Annotated in this window: 14 protein-coding genes and 1 tRNA gene; 9 read left to right on the forward strand and 6 right to left on the reverse strand. The window is 35.4% G+C overall.

Going from position 1 to position 17,151, the window contains the following annotated elements; translation table 11 throughout:
* Positions 1-70 precede the first annotated feature (70 nt).
* The 4 genes from bshB1 (at position 71) to M2372_RS16365 (ending at position 6,746) form a co-directional block, all read left to right on the forward strand.
* Positions 71-790, forward strand: coding sequence for a bacillithiol biosynthesis deacetylase BshB1 (gene bshB1 / locus M2372_RS16350; protein ID WP_115970492.1), 720 nt, complete (start codon positions 71-73; stop codon positions 788-790).
* 35 nt (positions 791-825) lie between these two features.
* A tRNA-His gene (locus M2372_RS16355) sits at positions 826-901 on the forward strand.
* 341 nt (positions 902-1,242) lie between these two features.
* Entirely contained in the window at positions 1,243-1,677 is a 435-nt protein-coding gene (locus tag M2372_RS16360) for a hypothetical protein (protein ID WP_123320914.1), read from the forward strand.
* Between the two features lie 26 nt (positions 1,678-1,703).
* The gene (locus M2372_RS16365) at positions 1,704-6,746 is read left to right on the forward strand and encodes a DUF4132 domain-containing protein (protein ID WP_123320913.1); all 5,043 of its coding nucleotides are present in this window, start codon (positions 1,704-1,706) and stop codon (positions 6,744-6,746) included.
* 115 nt (positions 6,747-6,861) lie between these two features.
* Here M2372_RS16365 and M2372_RS16370 read toward each other — a convergent pair whose 3' ends face one another.
* Together M2372_RS16370 and M2372_RS16375 are read right to left on the reverse strand one after the other, a co-directional pair.
* A complete protein-coding gene (locus tag M2372_RS16370; protein ID WP_034701927.1) occupies positions 6,862-7,197 on the reverse strand; it encodes a DUF3276 family protein in 336 nt (111 codons plus the stop codon).
* Between the two features lie 99 nt (positions 7,198-7,296).
* A complete protein-coding gene (locus tag M2372_RS16375) occupies positions 7,297-8,958 on the reverse strand; it encodes an ABC transporter ATP-binding protein (protein WP_123320912.1) in 1,662 nt (553 codons plus the stop codon).
* Between the two features lie 91 nt (positions 8,959-9,049).
* Here M2372_RS16375 and M2372_RS16380 point away from each other — a divergent pair, with 91 nt between their 5' ends.
* The 5 genes from M2372_RS16380 to M2372_RS16400 all read left to right on the forward strand — a co-directional run bounded on the left by M2372_RS16380 (position 9,050) and on the right by M2372_RS16400 (position 13,094).
* Positions 9,050-9,955, forward strand: a complete 906-nt coding sequence (locus M2372_RS16380; RefSeq protein ID WP_115970488.1) for a transcription antitermination protein NusB — start codon at positions 9,050-9,052, stop codon at positions 9,953-9,955.
* Between the two features lies 1 nt (position 9,956).
* Positions 9,957-10,466: a DUF1573 domain-containing protein gene (locus M2372_RS16385; RefSeq protein WP_123320911.1), complete on the forward strand. Its 510-nt coding sequence runs from the start codon at positions 9,957-9,959 to the stop codon at positions 10,464-10,466.
* A gap of 10 nt (positions 10,467-10,476) precedes the next feature.
* Positions 10,477-10,842: a preprotein translocase subunit YajC gene (gene yajC / locus M2372_RS16390; protein WP_123320910.1), complete on the forward strand. Its 366-nt coding sequence runs from the start codon at positions 10,477-10,479 to the stop codon at positions 10,840-10,842.
* Positions 10,843-11,171: 329 nt separating this feature from the next.
* Positions 11,172-11,906: an SDR family NAD(P)-dependent oxidoreductase gene (locus M2372_RS16395; protein WP_123320908.1), complete on the forward strand. Its 735-nt coding sequence runs from the start codon at positions 11,172-11,174 to the stop codon at positions 11,904-11,906.
* Positions 11,907-12,248: 342 nt separating this feature from the next.
* Positions 12,249-13,094, forward strand: a complete 846-nt coding sequence (locus tag M2372_RS16400; RefSeq protein WP_123320907.1) for a mechanosensitive ion channel family protein — start codon at positions 12,249-12,251, stop codon at positions 13,092-13,094.
* 65 nt (positions 13,095-13,159) lie between these two features.
* Here M2372_RS16400 and M2372_RS16405 read toward each other — a convergent pair whose 3' ends face one another.
* From M2372_RS16405 to M2372_RS16420, 4 genes are all read right to left on the reverse strand, one after another.
* The gene (locus M2372_RS16405) at positions 13,160-13,711 is read right to left on the reverse strand and encodes a hypothetical protein (protein WP_123320906.1); all 552 of its coding nucleotides are present in this window, start codon (positions 13,709-13,711) and stop codon (positions 13,160-13,162) included.
* A gap of 30 nt (positions 13,712-13,741) precedes the next feature.
* Entirely contained in the window at positions 13,742-15,625 is a 1,884-nt protein-coding gene (gene ligD, locus M2372_RS16410) for a DNA ligase D (RefSeq protein WP_123320905.1), read from the reverse strand.
* A gap of 71 nt (positions 15,626-15,696) precedes the next feature.
* Entirely contained in the window at positions 15,697-16,302 is a 606-nt protein-coding gene (locus tag M2372_RS16415) for a DNA polymerase ligase N-terminal domain-containing protein (RefSeq protein WP_123320904.1), read from the reverse strand.
* The gene (locus M2372_RS16420) at positions 16,302-17,087 is read right to left on the reverse strand and encodes a Ku protein (RefSeq protein WP_115970480.1); all 786 of its coding nucleotides are present in this window, start codon (positions 17,085-17,087) and stop codon (positions 16,302-16,304) included. Before M2372_RS16420 ends, M2372_RS16415 begins: the two co-directional genes overlap by 1 nt.
* Between the last annotated feature and the right edge of the window lie 64 nt (positions 17,088-17,151).

Here is a 17,151-nt window from a genome sequence, read left to right on the forward strand (position 1 = left end):
ATTATAGATATTAAAACTTCCCATTCGTAATGTTTGGGAAGTTTTTATTTTAAACCTTATCTTTGATTATATGAAAACTGATATACTTGCTTTTGGAGCACATCCTGATGATGTAGAACTAGGGTGTGGCGGAACTATTGCCAAAATGGTTTCTGAAGGAAAAAAATGTGTTGTGGTAGATCTTACCAGAGGAGAACTCGGAACAAGAGGTACTGATGAAACTAGAAAAGCAGAGGCAGCAGATGCTGCCAAAATTCTGGGGCTCTCTGCACGAGAGAATCTGGGAATGAAAGATGGCTTTTTGGTGAATTCCGAAGAATACCAAATGAGGATCGTAAAAATGATTCGCAAATACAGACCGGAAATCGTCTTAGCGAATGCAATTGATGACAGACATCCGGATCATGCAAAAGGAGCGAAATTAGTATCGGATGCGTGCTTTTTGTCCGGATTGAGAAAAATAGAGACGGTAGAGGAAGGAGAAGCTCAGGAAGTATGGAGACCCAAGCATGTTTTTCATTATATTCAGTGGAAAGATATCAAACCGGAATTTGTTATTGACATTTCAGAATTCCTGGATAAAAAAATTGCTTCATGTATGGCTTATAAAACTCAGTTTTATGACCCAACTTCTAAAGAGCCTGAGACGCCTATTACCACAAAAGACTTTTTTGAGAGTTTAACATACCGTGCACAGGATTTAGGCCGATTATCGGGAGTTACTTATGCTGAGGGATTTACATCTGAAAGATTAATTTCTTTGAAAAATTTTGACGGAATTGTTTGGTAGTTGAGGAAATTGTCCTATATTTGCACTCAGAAAACGGTGATTGTAGCTCAGTTGGTTAGAGCGTCGGATTGTGGTTCCGAAGGTCGGGGGTTCGAGACCCCTCATTCACCCAAAGAAAGTACACTTTTTGAAAGTGTACTTTTTTATTTTACACCTGTTTCTAAGGTGAAATAATGTCTATTTTTTATCTTTTTTCCGGAAGCTTTTTCCCGGAATTCGCTCATACTCCTCACGTCGACACTTAAAAATGGCATTGCTTGTTGAGGGTAACCATTTCTATCGGAGCTAATTCATGAATAATGAGTAATAATCCCTGTTTCTCTTTATTTATAATTCACTTGCCTGAAAAATTCACTACTGACTTTCTTTTTTCTTGATATTCGTCATAAAACCTCAATTTGATACAATATGGGTTTTAAATTTTACTATATTTAAGCACACTAAGTTCAAATATGAATATAAAAGTCACTGTAAAGCAGTTGGGCAGGAAGCATCCTGTTCTTTCGGAACAAAAAATTGAAATCGCTTACGAAGATTCAGTTATTTCTTTAAAAAACTTATTAAAGCTCATCGTTCAGCAACAGGTAGAAGAATTTAACGCTCAATCTTTTGAACTCGAAGATGAAGATTCTACGAAGATCCCAACAGATAACTATCTGAACATTCTTACCGATACAGGTAAGGTGGGCTTTGGAAGTATTTATAATCTAAAAAAAGCTGATGTACAAAAAGCTCAGGATAATGCTATTCAGGCATTTGAAGACGGGATGTTCGCTATATTTTACAATGATGAGCAGTTTTCAGACCTTGGCCAAACCATAGATTTGAGTTTACAACATACATTTACTTTTATCAGGCTTACTTTTCTTGCAGGAAGCTATTGGTAATCTAATTCTATTAACAACTAACATACATGGAAATCACAAAAAAATTAGAATCGAAAAAACTTATTAAAAACTTTTATGAAAAGCAAAGAAAAGATCTCTTAGAACATTCTGAACAAGGTGTTCCTTCTTCGCTTTTTCCAGATAGACCCATCCTTACCAAAGAAGTTGCGGAATTAGGTAAATTATTAAAAGGTAAACCTAATTATTTTGATAGAGTAAACTTAGGGTCAAAAGAAGCCGGAATATTCAAAGAATATATCAAACCTGATATTTGGGAGGATCAGGATCATTATAATTTATTAATTTATCTTTTTGGGGAAAATGCGGAGCTTGTAAAAGATTCATGGAATAAGATGCCATACAAAATGTATCAGAATAGCTATTTCAGGCGCTCTTTCCGTGCTCCTCATCGTGAAGATTATATATTGCTTAATCAGGTTAATTTCATCAGAGAGTTAATGATATTCCCTTGTGTTTATTCTTATAATGGTGATGAGAATTTTGATTTATCTTTAGAAGAACAGATTATTTATGATAATGAATTTGTCCATAATTCAAGTCGCTTTTACATTTGGTCTGCAGCGATAGATACTGGAAATACAGCAATCTATCAATTGATTGAAGATATTATTTTCAATAAACATCCGGAAGGAAAAATTTCTCTGAATATTATCAAAGCATTGCTTAATAGTAACCAGAAGAAATGCTGGGAATTAGTAGAAAAACTTTTACTGGCTGCCCAAAGGCAGGAAGGTTTACGTCAGACAATTCTGGAAGCTTTGGATGAAACGAGCATCGGAGCGTTAGAATATATGACGAGCGTAATTATTGAACAAAAACTAACCCGTTTTTCATCGGTTGTAAGAGCTGTAGATACTTGGACCGGTTTAGGCTGGGAATCAGAGAAAGAATCTGTAGTAAAGAATATCCTTTCATTAGCAGATCATTACTTCAAGCATCCTGAGGAAATTCCGGAGGCTGTGAAAAGCAAGAATAATAATGAAGTGTATATGGCACTTTGGGTACAGGGCGTTTGGGATGTTGAAAAAACGGTTCCCTATCTGCATCAGCTGTTTGAAAAAGGAGATGTGGAAAAGAAATGTCTTGCCATTAAATTTGCGGCAGAAACTGCTGATCCTTACATTCAGATGCCATTGTATTATAAAGCGGTATTGGATGGGAAGGTAGAAGTATTAGCTTTTGCCGGTGATCATATGTCCACATTACTCAGCACTAATACTGAGACGAAATTTTTCATCAATAATGCAGACTATCCGGATTTCTTTGAAAAACTCCATGAACTGACTCAAAAGATTGAAATCAGGGAAAAGAAATTTGAAGGAAAGATATTTTCTTGGCTAAATGCTACTTTCAAAAAAAGCGATCTGTATGCTTCCATGTTTTATCTGGTAGGGGAAGATCGTGATAAATTGGATTTGCTACTTTCTTATTTCGACCAATTTGATCTTTCATTACGTGAATTATTGGCCCGGAATATATTACGCGAGTTTTACTGTTACTCCTTATCCTATGCAACAGGAAAAAAGAAGCTGAAAGTAACGGCTTCCCAAAAAGAATTTGCTTTTAAAATTTTAAAAGACAGAGGTGAAGCATTGGTGGCCTCAGGAATCAATGTATTGTTGCAGGATCCTTTAAACAAAGAAGAAATCATGGTTTTCTTTGATCTATTTAAAAGAAAGGGTGGTGTACTTCGTAAAAAGCTTATAGAATTGGTTATTCAGCAGGAAGATGTTGTGGTTACTCCATTGGTTGAGGAATTGATGAATAAAGGAGACCTGGAACAGCGTGCAGCATCTCTGGATATCATGCTTCAGCTTCAAAAGGAAAAAAGAGTATCTGCTCAGATTACCAATTGGACTCTACAATATGCTGAAAGATCAAAAATAACAGAAAGAGAACATAGTTTATTGGATCAGATTAATCCATCCGGAGATCAGACGATTCTTTCTGAAGACAATGGATATGGTTTTTATAATCCTGGCGTGGTATCAAAGTTTACTTTGCCAAAGGTAGAACCAGGCTCGTTATATGCACAGGCTACTAAAAAAGATAAATATGGGTTTACAAAACCTATGGATGATATAAAAGCAGAAATAAAGAAACTTAATGATCTATTTCTCCAGCATAAAGATCATGAATATGAATCTGATGAATGGGATGGCTCTGTAAACACTTTGCTGATGGGGAATACTTTCCGCCAGATTAAAAGAAATACGGATGGTTTTACTTCTGTACAATTAGCAGAAAATTATCCCTTGCATGAGGTTTGGGAGAAATGGTATCTGGATTCAGGTTTACAGCCGAGAGATTTATTTTTATTAACATTGGCTGAGAGCTGTGACAGAAAAATCTTCAGAGATTTTATGGAGAATTATGTATTCTATTACAAAGATCTTTTAATAAATCCACTAAAAGGAAGATATGCATGGGAAAATCCGATCATCATGATTCTGCAATTGTTAAAGGATAAATTCGTCTTCGAAGAGCGTGTAGATTTTGCATTAGATGCTGCCAGTACAGTCTTTGCCAATCTTCCTGAAAGTGTGATTACTTATAAAGGAAAAGATAGCAATGATTATTATTACCAGGACCAGGGAAATGGCTGGCAGAAACTTGATTTTTTTAAGCCTTTCTTATGGGCAATTCCCAAAGCGAATCTTACCGATGAACAGCATATCAAACAATGGAATTTATACCGATGGATGCAGCATAGCGGTTTGAAAGAAAATATAAGCAAATCTGTTCCTGACTTCTATTTCTTCTGTAAAGCTTATGAATTAAAACTCATTACCAAAGAAGAACTTTACGAAGGAATACTTACTGCAGATTCTGCAATAGGAGATCTTACAAGAGGTAAACTGATCAATAGTAATCAGAATACTCTGGAAGAATTTCCTTTCCTGAAACCTATGATTGCGGAAATACAGGATAAATTCCTTGATGTAGAGGTTATCCGCGGTGATGCTAATACTGCAGTTTCTCACTTTGTGCAGGAGTTTCATACGATATATGGAGCGCAACGTTTGGTTCAGCTTCTGAAAGGGTTGGGGAAATCAGGATTGTATGCCAACTATATTTATGCTTACAGGAATGAAAATATGACCAAGCAAAAGCTCTTTTCTAAATTGATTTCAGATTGTTATCCTTCAGAAGCTGATACACAGAAGGCTTTTGATGAAATGATGAAGAAAGAGAAAATCTCAGAGCTTCGTTTGATTCAGGCAGCAGTGTACGCGCCGCAATGGCAATCACTCGTCAGCAGTTATTTAGGTTGGAAAGGTCTGGATTCAGCAATATGGTGGATGCATGCTCATACCAAGACCAGTGTTTATGAAGATCAGAACGCAAAACTTGAAAGTGAGGTGGCAAAATACTCATCCGTAGATATTCAGGAGTTTAAAGATGGAGCTGTAGATAAAGACTGGTTTACAAAAGCCTATAAAGAGCTGGGTAAAGCCCGTTGGGAGATGTTATACGAATCTGCAAAATACATATCAGACGGTAATGGACACAGAAGAGCAAGGCTTTATTCCGATACCTTAGCCGGAATCTTAAAGATTAAAGAGGTTACGGCTAAAGTAAAAGATAAACGGGATCAGGATTATCTACGTGTTTATGGATTAGTGCCATTAAGCAAAACAAATCCGGAAAAAGATGTATTGAACAGATATGAATACATTCAGCAGTTTAAAAAAGAAAGCAGAGAGTTTGGTTCAATGAAGCAGGCAAGTGAAGCACTGGCAATTCGTGTAGCTTTGGAGAATTTGGCAAGAAATGCCGGGTATCCCGATCCGATAAGATTGACATGGGCTATGGAAACTAAACAAATTCAATCACTTCTGTCAAAAGAAACGCAAGTAACCCTTGATGGTGTAACAGTAGGTTTAATCATAGAAGATAATGGGAAAGCAGAATTGGTGGTATTCAGAGATGATAAACAGCTGAAATCTATTCCGCCGAAAATTAAAAAAGATAAAGCCATTGTGGAATTAACCAATAACCGCAAGATCATGCGGGAACAGTGGACACGCTCCAGAAAAGGATTGGAAGAAGCTATGGTAAGAGGAGATGAATTCTTCCTGAAAGAAATTAAAACTCTTTTTGAACATCCTGTTATTGTCAAGCATTTAGAGAAGCTAGTGTTTATTTCCAATGATCATACAATAGGTTTCTATCATGATGGAAGTCTTATCAATGCTCATGGTGAGATCCAGGAGTTAAATGATGAAAACACTTTACGTATTGCGCATTGTGTAGATCTGCATGAACATTCCGTTTGGAGTGATTATCAGCATTATTGTTTTAAAGAAAAACTGATTCAGCCTTTCAAGCAGATTTTCAGAGAACTTTATGTTCCTACGCCTGATGAATTGAAAGAGAAATCTATTTCCCGCAGATATGCAGGTCATCAGATTCAGCCAAAGCAGGCACTGGCATTGCTTAAAACAAGAGGCTGGAAGGTAGATTATGAGGAAGGATTGCAGAAAGTATATCATAAAGAAGGCTTTCAGGTAAAATTATATGCCATGGCAGATTGGTTTTCCCCAGCAGATATAGAAAGCCCGACTCTGGAAACGATAGAATTCCATTCATTGAAGGATTATAAGAATATTCCTTTTAAAAATATTAATCCAAGACTGTTCTCGGAAGTAATGCGGGATGTGGATTTGGTGGTTTCGGTGGCACATGTAGGAAGTGTAGATCCTGAAGCCAGTCATTCATCCATTGAAATGAGAGCTGTACTGATGACAGAAACAGCACGCCTATTTAAATTAGATAATGTAAGAATTGAAGGCTCGCATGTATTAATAAAAGGGCAGTTGGCGGAGTATAGTGTGCATTTGGGAAGTGCTGTTGTTCATCAGACTCCGGGGATGTACTTGTCAATTCTGCCAGTTCATTCCCAGCATAGAGGAAGATTATTCCTGCCTTTTGCAGACGATGATCCGAAATCAGCAGAAGTATTGTCAAAAGTACTATTGCTGGCTAAAGACAATGAAATACAGGATCCAACCATATTGTCGCAGATTAAACGAGAGTATGTATAAATGAAAACAAAAAGGTATGCTTTTTTAAAGTGTACCTTTTATTTTTGCCATAAGCCCATTTCAGGGCATAAAAAAAGCATCTTTTTCAGATGCTTGTGTTTTTAGATATTCTTTTTTAAACTTCGTCGTCAGAATCAATTGTGAATGATTTGCTTTTGAAATCTTTATCATGTTTTTCTGAAATTACATCCTCACCTTTTTCATTAATGATGAAATCTGTGGACTCATTAAACATCTCCTGAAAACTCTTAAAATCTTCCTTGTAAAGGTAAATTTTATGCTTCTCGAATGTAGCTTCCCCATTCTCTCCGAAATTTTTCTTACTCTCAGTGATTGTAAGATAATAATCTCCTGCTTTCGTCTCGCGCACATCAAAGAAATAAGTTCTTCTCCCTGCTTTTAACACCTTCGTGAAAATCTCATTTTCATGGCGTTCCTTGTATTCACTCATTGTTAGATATTTTTTAATCTTGTTAAGAACAAATATAAAAGAATTCTTTTAATCACAAAATTTTTTTTATGATTTATTTAACAATTAGGAATGAAACAGCTATGCGGTTACAGAATTGGCAATTTCGGTAAGGTTAATAATCTGGTCTGCTTTTTGAGCGCTAGACTCTCTGTGTGTGATAATTATGGAAGTTGCATTGCTGATTTTTCTATCAATATTTTCAAGAATATTCTGCTCTGTTTCAGTGTCTAAAGCAGATAAAGAATCGTCAAAAATAATGATATTTGGATCCTTAATCAGAGCTCTTGCAATACAAATTCTTTGCTTTTGTCCCCCCGAAAGCATGACCCCGCGTTCACCTACAAGTGTTTTATATTGCTCTTTAAAGTCCACAATATTTTTATGAACATCTGCAATCTGAGCGTACTCAATTACTTTTTCATGGGACGGATGATCAATCGCAAATCCAATGTTATTTTCAATGGAATCAGAGAATAAATAGCTCTCCTGAGGAATGTATCCGATAAAGTTTCTATAGTTCTCAAGATTATGTTCTTTAAGGTTTTTCCCATCAACCAGGATTTCTCCTTCAGTAGGATCAATCAGCCTGCATAAAAGCAGTGCAATAGTAGATTTTCCACTTCCGGTTTTTCCCATAATAGCCAGGGATTCCCCGGCTTTGATTTTAAAACTTAAATTTTCAAGTGCTTTAATACCTGTATTGGGATAAACGTAAGATACATTTTTGAATTCTATATCTCCTTTAATAGGATAAGTCTCAAAGTTGGTATTGACGATCTCCGACTTTTTATCCATAAATTCATTGATCCTTTGCATGGAAGCTTCAGCTCTCTGATTGACGGACGTTACCCAGCCTACCATAGAGAATGGGAAGATCAGGGTGTTAATATACATGAAGAAATCAGCAATTTTACCGATGCTTAATTCTCCTGCAATATATTTTGTCCCGCCAATCCAGATAATGGCAACATTCAACAGGCCAATCACAAACAGAATAATCGTAAAGAAATAAGCTTCTGTTTTGGCCAGATCCAGAGCCTTATTTTGGTAATCAGTGACTTTTATTCCATAGTTTTTTTGAATATATTTTTCTCTTGCGAAAAACTTCACAACACGGATTCCTGAAAAACTGTCCTGTACAAAAGTTGAAATTGCAGACTGACTTTTCTGCATTATCTTCGACTTCTTATTGATAATTGAACTTACCTTATAAATAGCAAATGATAATATAGGGAGCGGCAATAAAGTCCATAATGTCATGGAAGCATCCGTTTTTACCATATAAATTGCCGTAATCAGGACAAGAACAATAAGGTTAGCCACATACATTACTCCGGGACCAAGATACATTCTTACGGCTACCACGTCCTCACTCAATCGGTTCATTAAATCTCCGGTAGTCGTTTGCTTATAATCCGTTAAAGATAAATCCTGATAATGTCTGTAAATTTTATTCTTCAGTTCATATTCAATTCTTCTGGAGGCAACGATGATGGTCTGCCGCATCATAAAAGTAAAAACTCCTGTTAAAAGTGAACAGCCTACAATGATCCCAACATAGACTAAAACCTGTTGATTGAAACCGAGGTTACCGCTTTTAGTAAGCTCATCTACAGATTTTCCTACAAACTGAACTTTATATATATTGAAAAAATTACTGGCAATGATGAAGAGTACCCCCCAAAACAATAGTATTTTGTGTTTCCAAAAATAGGGGTTTAAGGTTTTTAGCGCTTTCATATAGTTTTACAAAATTACAAAAATGTCCTCACTCTACGAATTTCATCAATTTTAAATTTTGTATCTTTGCACTCATTAAAAAGCTCTTTGAATGTTAGGAAGACGACAAATTCGTGAAAAAGTAGTACAGGCGGTGTATTCATACTATCAGAACCCTGTAAAATTTGATGTTTTAGAGAAAAACATGTTCGCTGGAATAGAAAAAATCTATTATCTCTATATCTATCAGCTTAATTTTTTAGTAGGTCTAAAAGAATTAGCCGAGCATCAAATTGAAATCGGAAAGAATAAATATCTTAAAACCGATGCTGATATTAATCCTAACCAAAAATTCATCAACAATCAGATATTGCTTAAGCTGGAAGAAAATCCGGAAAGATTATTCTTTACAGGTCAGCATAAGCAGCTGAAGTGGGATATGCATGATGATTTATTGGTAAAGACTTTCCAAAGAATTACTGCAGGGAAACGTTATCAGGATTTCATGAAAGAAGAAGGATTTTCTTTTGAAGATGATCAGAAGTTTATCGGGAAATTATTTTTAAGATATATTGCTGAAAATGATGATTTCCATGATTATCTTGGAGATAAAGAACTTTCATGGTATGATGATATCCATATTGCCAATTCAATGGTACAGAAAACAATCGGATTCCTAAGAGAAGATGAAGAAAGCAGAACTTTAATCAAAATGATTAAAGATGAAGAGGACAAGAACTTCGCAGCTAAGTTATTGAAAGATACCCTGAACAACTGGGAAAACAACGAGAAAAAGCTGGAAGAAAGATTAGAAAACTGGGATCTTGATAGAGTTTCCCTGATGGATAAAGTGATCTTGTCAACCGCTATTTCAGAGCTAGATAACTTCGCCTTAACGCCTTCAAGAGTTATTATTAATGAATATATCGAGATTGCAAAAGTATTTGCTACAGACCGTTCGAATATCTTCATTAATGGTATTTTAGATAAATATTGTAAAGATCAAAATAGAATATAAAATGAAAAAGACGTTATCAATTATCGCCTTGTCAATTATAGGCTTTGGATTAGTTTCATGTAAAAAAGAAAACAAAGAAACTCAAAGTGCTGAAGCTGTAGTTACTGATTCAACAGCTGCAGGAACTCCGGTAACAGCTGACTCTGCTGCTACATCCGTAACAGAAGCGCCTGCTGCAGCCCCTGTTTCTAACGCGCCATCTACCTCTATCGCTTTATCTGAAAGCAACTTCGACTTTGGAAAAATCAAGAAAGGAGACAAAGTAGAGCACGTGTATGAAGTGACTAATACAGGAAAAAATCCATTAGTTATTTCTGAAGTAAAACCTGGATGCGGATGTACTGCTCCTGATTTTACAAAAGAGCCTATCATGCCAGGTAAAAAAGGAAAAATTACATTGCATTTTGACTCTTCAAACTTTGACGGAAACGTTCAGAAGTATGCAGATGTTTTTGCAAACGTAGAAAAAGCTCCAATCAAATTAACGTTCACTGCGAACATTCAACCATAATTTATAAAATATGTTGACATTATTTTTACAGGCACAGCCACAGGGATCTTCATCAATGATGCTGATCATGATGGGTGTGATGTTTGTAGGGTTTTATTTCCTGATGATCAGACCTCAAATGAAAAAGCAAAAGCAGGAAAAAAACTTTCAGGAAGAACTTAAAGTAGGAACCAGAGTAGTACTTACATCCGGTCTTCACGGAAGAATTGCCCAGGTTCAGGATGACGGTTTTGTTATTGAAACATTATCCGGAAAATTAAAGTTTGAAAAAGCTGCTGTTTCTAGAGAAATGACACAAACTCGTTTCGGAGATAAAGCAAAAACTACTGAGAAATCAGCAGATAACAAAGAAACAGTAACTGAAGAGAAGAAATAATTTAATTCAGTCTGAAAATATTAGCTGCGGCGGGTGAACAAAGTTCACCCGCCGCATTTTTTTATATAAATAGTAAGCCAAAAAGTATTGACTTCTATAGCAAAATTCTCTGTTGACTTCAAATAAAAGATTCGTGAGATTTGTGGAATCTGTGCGAAAAACAATTCAAAAACTATAAAAATATCCTGCGGATTTCACGGATTACACTGCTGGATGAAAATAAAGGGTAGTTTCTAGGATACTACAATATAAAGATTGGTATCTGTATGTTCTATAATCATTGAATCCATTTGTGAAATTAATGTTTAATAAAAAATTATCTTTGCCTTATGAATCAAAACACAGACAAAACTGTTCTTATTTTAGGAGCCAATTCAGATGTAGCAAAGCAATGTATCATTCAATACCTTGAAAAAGGTTTTTCTGTAATGGCAGCTTCCAGAAATACAAAATCACTGGAAGATTTTATCTCCTCAAATAATCTGGATCAGAAAAGAACTAAGGTTTTGTATTTCGATGCTGCAGATTTTGATTCTCATCATCAATTTTATCAGGAGTTACCTGTAAAACCTCATATTGTTGTGTATTCAGCCGGTTTCCTGGTTGATAACCAAAAGGCATTGAGAGATTTTAAAGGAGCAAAACAAATGATGGAGGTTAATTATATGGGGGGCGTTTCTATTCTGAACATGATTGCCATGGATGAAAGCAATAAAAACCTGGAAAGGATTATTGGACTTTCTTCATTATCAGGAGTAAGAGGAAGAAAAAGTAATTTTGTCTACGGAAGTACCAAGGCTGCATTTACCCAATATCTGGCAGGATTAAGACAGGAACTGGCTTCCAGAAAAATAATAGTCAATGCCTTAGTGATAGGCTATATCAGAACAAAAATTAATGAAGGGTTAGAACTCAATGAGTCTTTGATCATGGAACCGGATTATGTTGCAAAATTTATTGTCAATGCCGGAAACTCCTTTACCATTGTTCCGAATTTTAAATGGAAAATCATTTATCATATTCTGAGACTTTTACCGGAAAGCCTGGCTGCAAAACTTCCTTAATTTTAAATCTTATCTTTTTAAAGGGTTTACATGAAAAAATATGATATTTTTCATTGAATAAGTGATTTTATTCCTTAAAAAAACAACTTCGGTATTTTTTTTGTAATTGTAGACACTGATTATTCTTCCCGTAAGATTTCAATTTCTAAATGACCATTGAGTAAGCTGAAAACATCCATTCAGTAATCAATCTGTTTTAATGCAAATACTATTGATTTTAACTTTAAAAGTTAAGATCAGCCTTCTTTTGAAAACAGGGCATGCTTTCTATTCAGATCCACTTTGAAATCTTACTGCTATAAGGGCAGATAACGAATATAATAAAAAAATAAGTAGTATAAAATGGACGATTTACAATTGAACAACATTCAGAAACATTGGGATACCTTAATATCTTCAGCGATTTCATGGGCACCGAGAATTTTTACTGCAGTGATTTCTGCATTACTGATTTATCTGATCGGATCATGGATGATCAGAATGATTAAGAAACTTGTAGCAAAAGGTTTCAAAAAACGTGGTATGGAAGCTTCTTTACAGCATTTCCTACTTAATATTATCAATTGGGGACTTAATATTCTTCTCTTCATTGTAGTAGTTACCCAATTAGGAGTACAGACTTCAGCTTTTGTGGCTATGATTGGTGCTGCAGGTTTGGCTATAGGTCTGGCATTACAGGGATCTTTAACCAACTTTGCAGGAGGAATTCTTATTCTGTTATTAAAACCATTTAAAATAGGAGATTTTATTTCTACTAATTCCGGTGTTTCAGGGACAGTACAGGCGATTGATATCTTCCACACAAAGCTGATTACGCCACAAAATCAATTAATTATTATTCCTAATGGAGTAGTTTCCAATAACAGTATTACGAACTTTACTCAGTTAGGAACCAGAAGAACCTCTCTGGATATCGGAGTTGCTTATGATGCTGATCTTAGACAGACAAAGGAAATATTAATGAACATGATCAAAAAGAATGAATTTGCTCTTGCAGAACCCGCTCCACAGGTAGTCGTAACAACACTAGGCGATAGTGCTGTCAACCTATCGATCAGAGTGAGCTCTTCTACTGAAAATTTTTGGAAAATGAATGAGGAACTTATTATTGACTGTAAAGAAGTTTTAGATCAGGCTGGAATAGGAATTCCTTTTCCACAAAGAGATATCCACATTTATAATAAGTAATGATTATTTACAATGATGATAAAAAAATCCTGCGTTCAATAATGCAGGATTTTTTTATGTAATAGCTATTCTTTATTTTTCTTTGAGTATTGTTCAAGAAAATTTGTAAAAGTTTTATAATCATTTTCCTTAAAGTCATGTTCAGTAAATACAAAATTAAGATTGTTGTTAAGAATACTCAGAATAAGATATTGGTCTACAAATTTATAGTTGGTTTTACTCCAAACAGAAACTATGGTATTAAATGGATTTTCTAAAGTAATATCATCCTTATTAAGAATTATAAAACTAAATTTTTCATCTTTCTGTTTAAAGTCACTGATTTGCTCTTCAATTGATTTATAAAACTTCTTTTTACTGGTAAAGAATTGATAAAGAAGTAAAAAAATATAGGCAATAAAAATAAATCCTGCATATCTGAAAACAACGGAAGCAGGACTGTTATTAATAAACTTTGATTGAGAAAAAAAGCCAAGAAACAGAAATATGAGAGCATAGATGATTGCTTTCTTAAGTTCTGTAAAGCCTTTTTTCCATTGATAACGAAAGAAAAACTGTTGGTGTTCTCGTTCCGTCTTCTCATTAAAAGCAATTTCTAATGTAATAGATTCGTTCATGGATAGTTTTTGCAGGTAAAAGTATAGAAATTAATCAATATTCTGAAGTAATTCCAAAGCCTTCATCATATCAATTCCTTTTCCTAGAACTGGTTTAAATAAATCTCCTTTGTCTTTAATTCTCTCCAAAGCATTGTCAATATTATAATCTGTAGGCAGTATTCCCGGTTTCAGTTCATCCCAATCCAAAGGCATAGAGACTGAAGCTCCCTGTTTTGGGCGTAAACTATAAGCACTTGCTAATGTCTGACCTGTTCGGTTTTGTAAATAGTCTAAATAGATTTTTTTACTGTCTCTTTTTTGAAGGCTTCTTTCTAAAGTAGTTATTTTGGGAAGATTTTCATGAACCTGTTTCATCAGAATATGCGCAAAGTCTTTTACCTGGTCAAAATCATACTTGCCACCCATCGCAACATAAATATGGATACCTGTACTTCCGGAAGTCTTACAATATCCTTTAATTTTAATGGATTGTAACACTTCATTCACCTGAAGAGCTGTCTCAATTACCTCATCAAAAGTATTTTGTTTGGATGGGTCAAGGTCCAGAACCAGATAATCCGGATGTTCAAGATCCGGAAGTGAGCTGTTCCATGGATTAAAGTCAATGCATCCGAGATTGTTCAGATAAGCCAGGGTTGCTTTATCGTTGCAGTAGATATAATCAATGTATTTATCATTAGATTCAGAGTATACTTGTGTGGTTTTGATCCAATCAGGAATATGCTCTCCGGCATCTTTCTGATAAAAACTCTGTTCTTCAATGCCATTGGGGAAGCGGTTGAGGGATAAGGGACGGTTTTTTAAATAAGGCAGAATATATCCTGCTACAGACTGATAATATTCTATCACATCACCTTTGGTAATATCATCTTTTGGAAAATAAATTTTATCCTGATTGGTCAGCTTTACAATATGTTTGTTTAGGGTAATTTCTTTTTCCTTTTCCGAAGTTTCTGTTCTTTTTGTTGATGCTTTAGCTTTCATTGTTCTTGATTTTTTAGGTTGAATATCCGAATCTGCTGCATCCTTTACTTCTTCCGGTTCCTTATCTTCACGAATACCCATAAAAACCGGATGACGGAAGATTCCGTTTTCTGTGATTTGAGAATATTTGATTTCACAAACGAGCTCAGGCTTTGTCCATGTTACAGGTGTATTGGTTTTAGGAATGGTTTCAAAGGGCGAAGATTTTACTATTAATTTCTGAAGCCTTTGATAAAGATCTTTTAAAGAAGTATTGTTGAATCCCGTTCCCGTATGACCACAATAAACCAAATCATGACTGATATATTTTCCCAGAATAAGAGCACCAAAACTTTCCCGGGAACCTCTGGGTTCTGTAAAACCACAGATAATAGCCTCTTCTGTATTGGAAAATTTGATTTTAAGCCAGTCAGCAGTCCGGTAATTTTCTACATAATGGCTGGCTGCCAGTTTAGCAATCATACCTTCAAGCTTCATTTTTTTCATCTGTTCAAAAAAGGCAATGCCTTTTTCAGGGATATGGTCACAATATTTGATTGTATCCGTTTCAATGAGTGCTTCTTTTAAAAGTTCTTTCCTTTGAACCAGCGGAAGTTCTTTTGTAGAATGGCCATTCAGCCAGAGAAGGTCAAAAACCTGATAAACCAAAGCTAAGCTGGGATTATCCTCTATTTGCTGTAAAAGCTGAAAACTAGGCTTTCCATGATCATCATATGCAACAATTTCACCATCCAGAATCATTTGATATTTCTGTTGGTCAAAATCCTGAGCTACCTGATCAAACTTTGATAAAAATGAAATCCCGTTTCTGGAATAGAAAAGAGGATCATCATGACTGAGATCAGCAATAGCTCTGTAGCCATCCCATTTTATTTCGAAAAGCCAGTTTTTATCATCAAATGCTTTATCAAAAGGTTTGGCAAGCATAGGTTTGATGAATGATTTAAGCTTTTTTTCGTTGGTTAAAGTATTAAAATTCCTGAATCTTTTTTCTGAAGCTATGACTTCTTTTTTGCGTTTGTTTTTAGGCTTTTTTTTTCCTCGAGGAATTTGGTAACCAAAGATTTTGGTGAAGTATTTTCTTCAGCATTATAAGGGCTCTCCGCAAATTCGTCTTTATGTTTAATAAGCAGCCATGCATTGTCTTCCGTATTTTTCATTTTCACGAGGGCAAATTCACCTTTCAGTTTTTTACCGTGTAAAATAAACTTTAAGGAACCGGCATGGAGCTCCTTCAACAATTCTTTTTCATCAGATGTTTTGCTGTTTTCTTCTAAAGGTTCATAAGTTCCACTGTCCCAGACTTCCACCTGTCCTGCTCCGTAATTGCCTTCAGGAATGTTACCTTCAAAATCTTTATAATCATAAGGATGATCTTCTACCATCATGGCCAATCGTTTATCCTGCGGATCCAATGAAGGTCCTTTTGGAACGGCCCAACTCTTTAGTACACCTTCCATTTCAAGGCGGAAATCATAATGAAGACGTGTTGCAGCATGCCTTTGAATAACAAAAATCAGTTTGTTTTTACTCTTTTTTGCTTTCCCTTTAGGTTCACTGGTTTCATCGAACTTACGTTTCTGTTGATAATCTTTGAGAGCCATTATGATGCAGATTTAGATTTGGAAGTATTTAAACTGGCCTTTAATTGAGCCATAAGGTCAATCACTTTACCTTCTTTTGCAGCAGGTACTTTTTGGGTTTTAATATTTTTACCTTTTGCTTTCTGCCTGATGATTTTAAGTAGATCATCAGAATAGGTATCTTTATATATCGCCGGATCAAAATCCTGGGAAAGCTGTTCAATAAGATTGACCGCCATTTTCAGCTCTGCAGGTTTTGGGACTTTATGAGCAGGGATTTTTAAATCTGTATAATCCCTTATTTCCTGGTCAAATCTCAGGCGGTTCAGAATTAATATATCATCATTGTAAGGACGTATCATTCCGATTGCTTCACTTTCCCGAAGAACAAAAGTTCCGATTCCTACCATGCCTGTTTTTTCAAGGGCTTTTAATAGAAGTCTGTAGGCACTTTCCCCATTTTTCTGCGGTTCGAGATAATAAGGGGTTTCAAAATAGATACTGTCTACTTCTTTCTCTTTTACAAACTGATCAATAGAAAGGATTTTTGTCTTTTCAGGGCTTGCTGCTTCATAATCCTGCTCATCAAGAACAATATATTTATCATCCATGAGATAGCCTTTGACAATGTTTTCCCACTTTACTTCTTTTCCTGTATTTTCATTGACTCGCTTAAACCGAATATTGGAAAAATCGGATTTGTCGAGCATATCAAGGTCCAGTTTGCTGGTCTCCGTTGCTGAGTAAATCTTAACAGGGATATTTACTAAACCGAAGCCAATGGCACCATTCCAGATTGCTTTCATTGCCTTACATTTTTAAAAATCAAGCAATTAACATGCCGGTGGGGAGTTGTGTGGTATGTGTGAT

The organism is Chryseobacterium sp. BIGb0232, assembly GCF_024810195.1.
GTDB classification, from domain to species: domain Bacteria; phylum Bacteroidota; class Bacteroidia; order Flavobacteriales; family Weeksellaceae; genus Chryseobacterium; species Chryseobacterium pennae.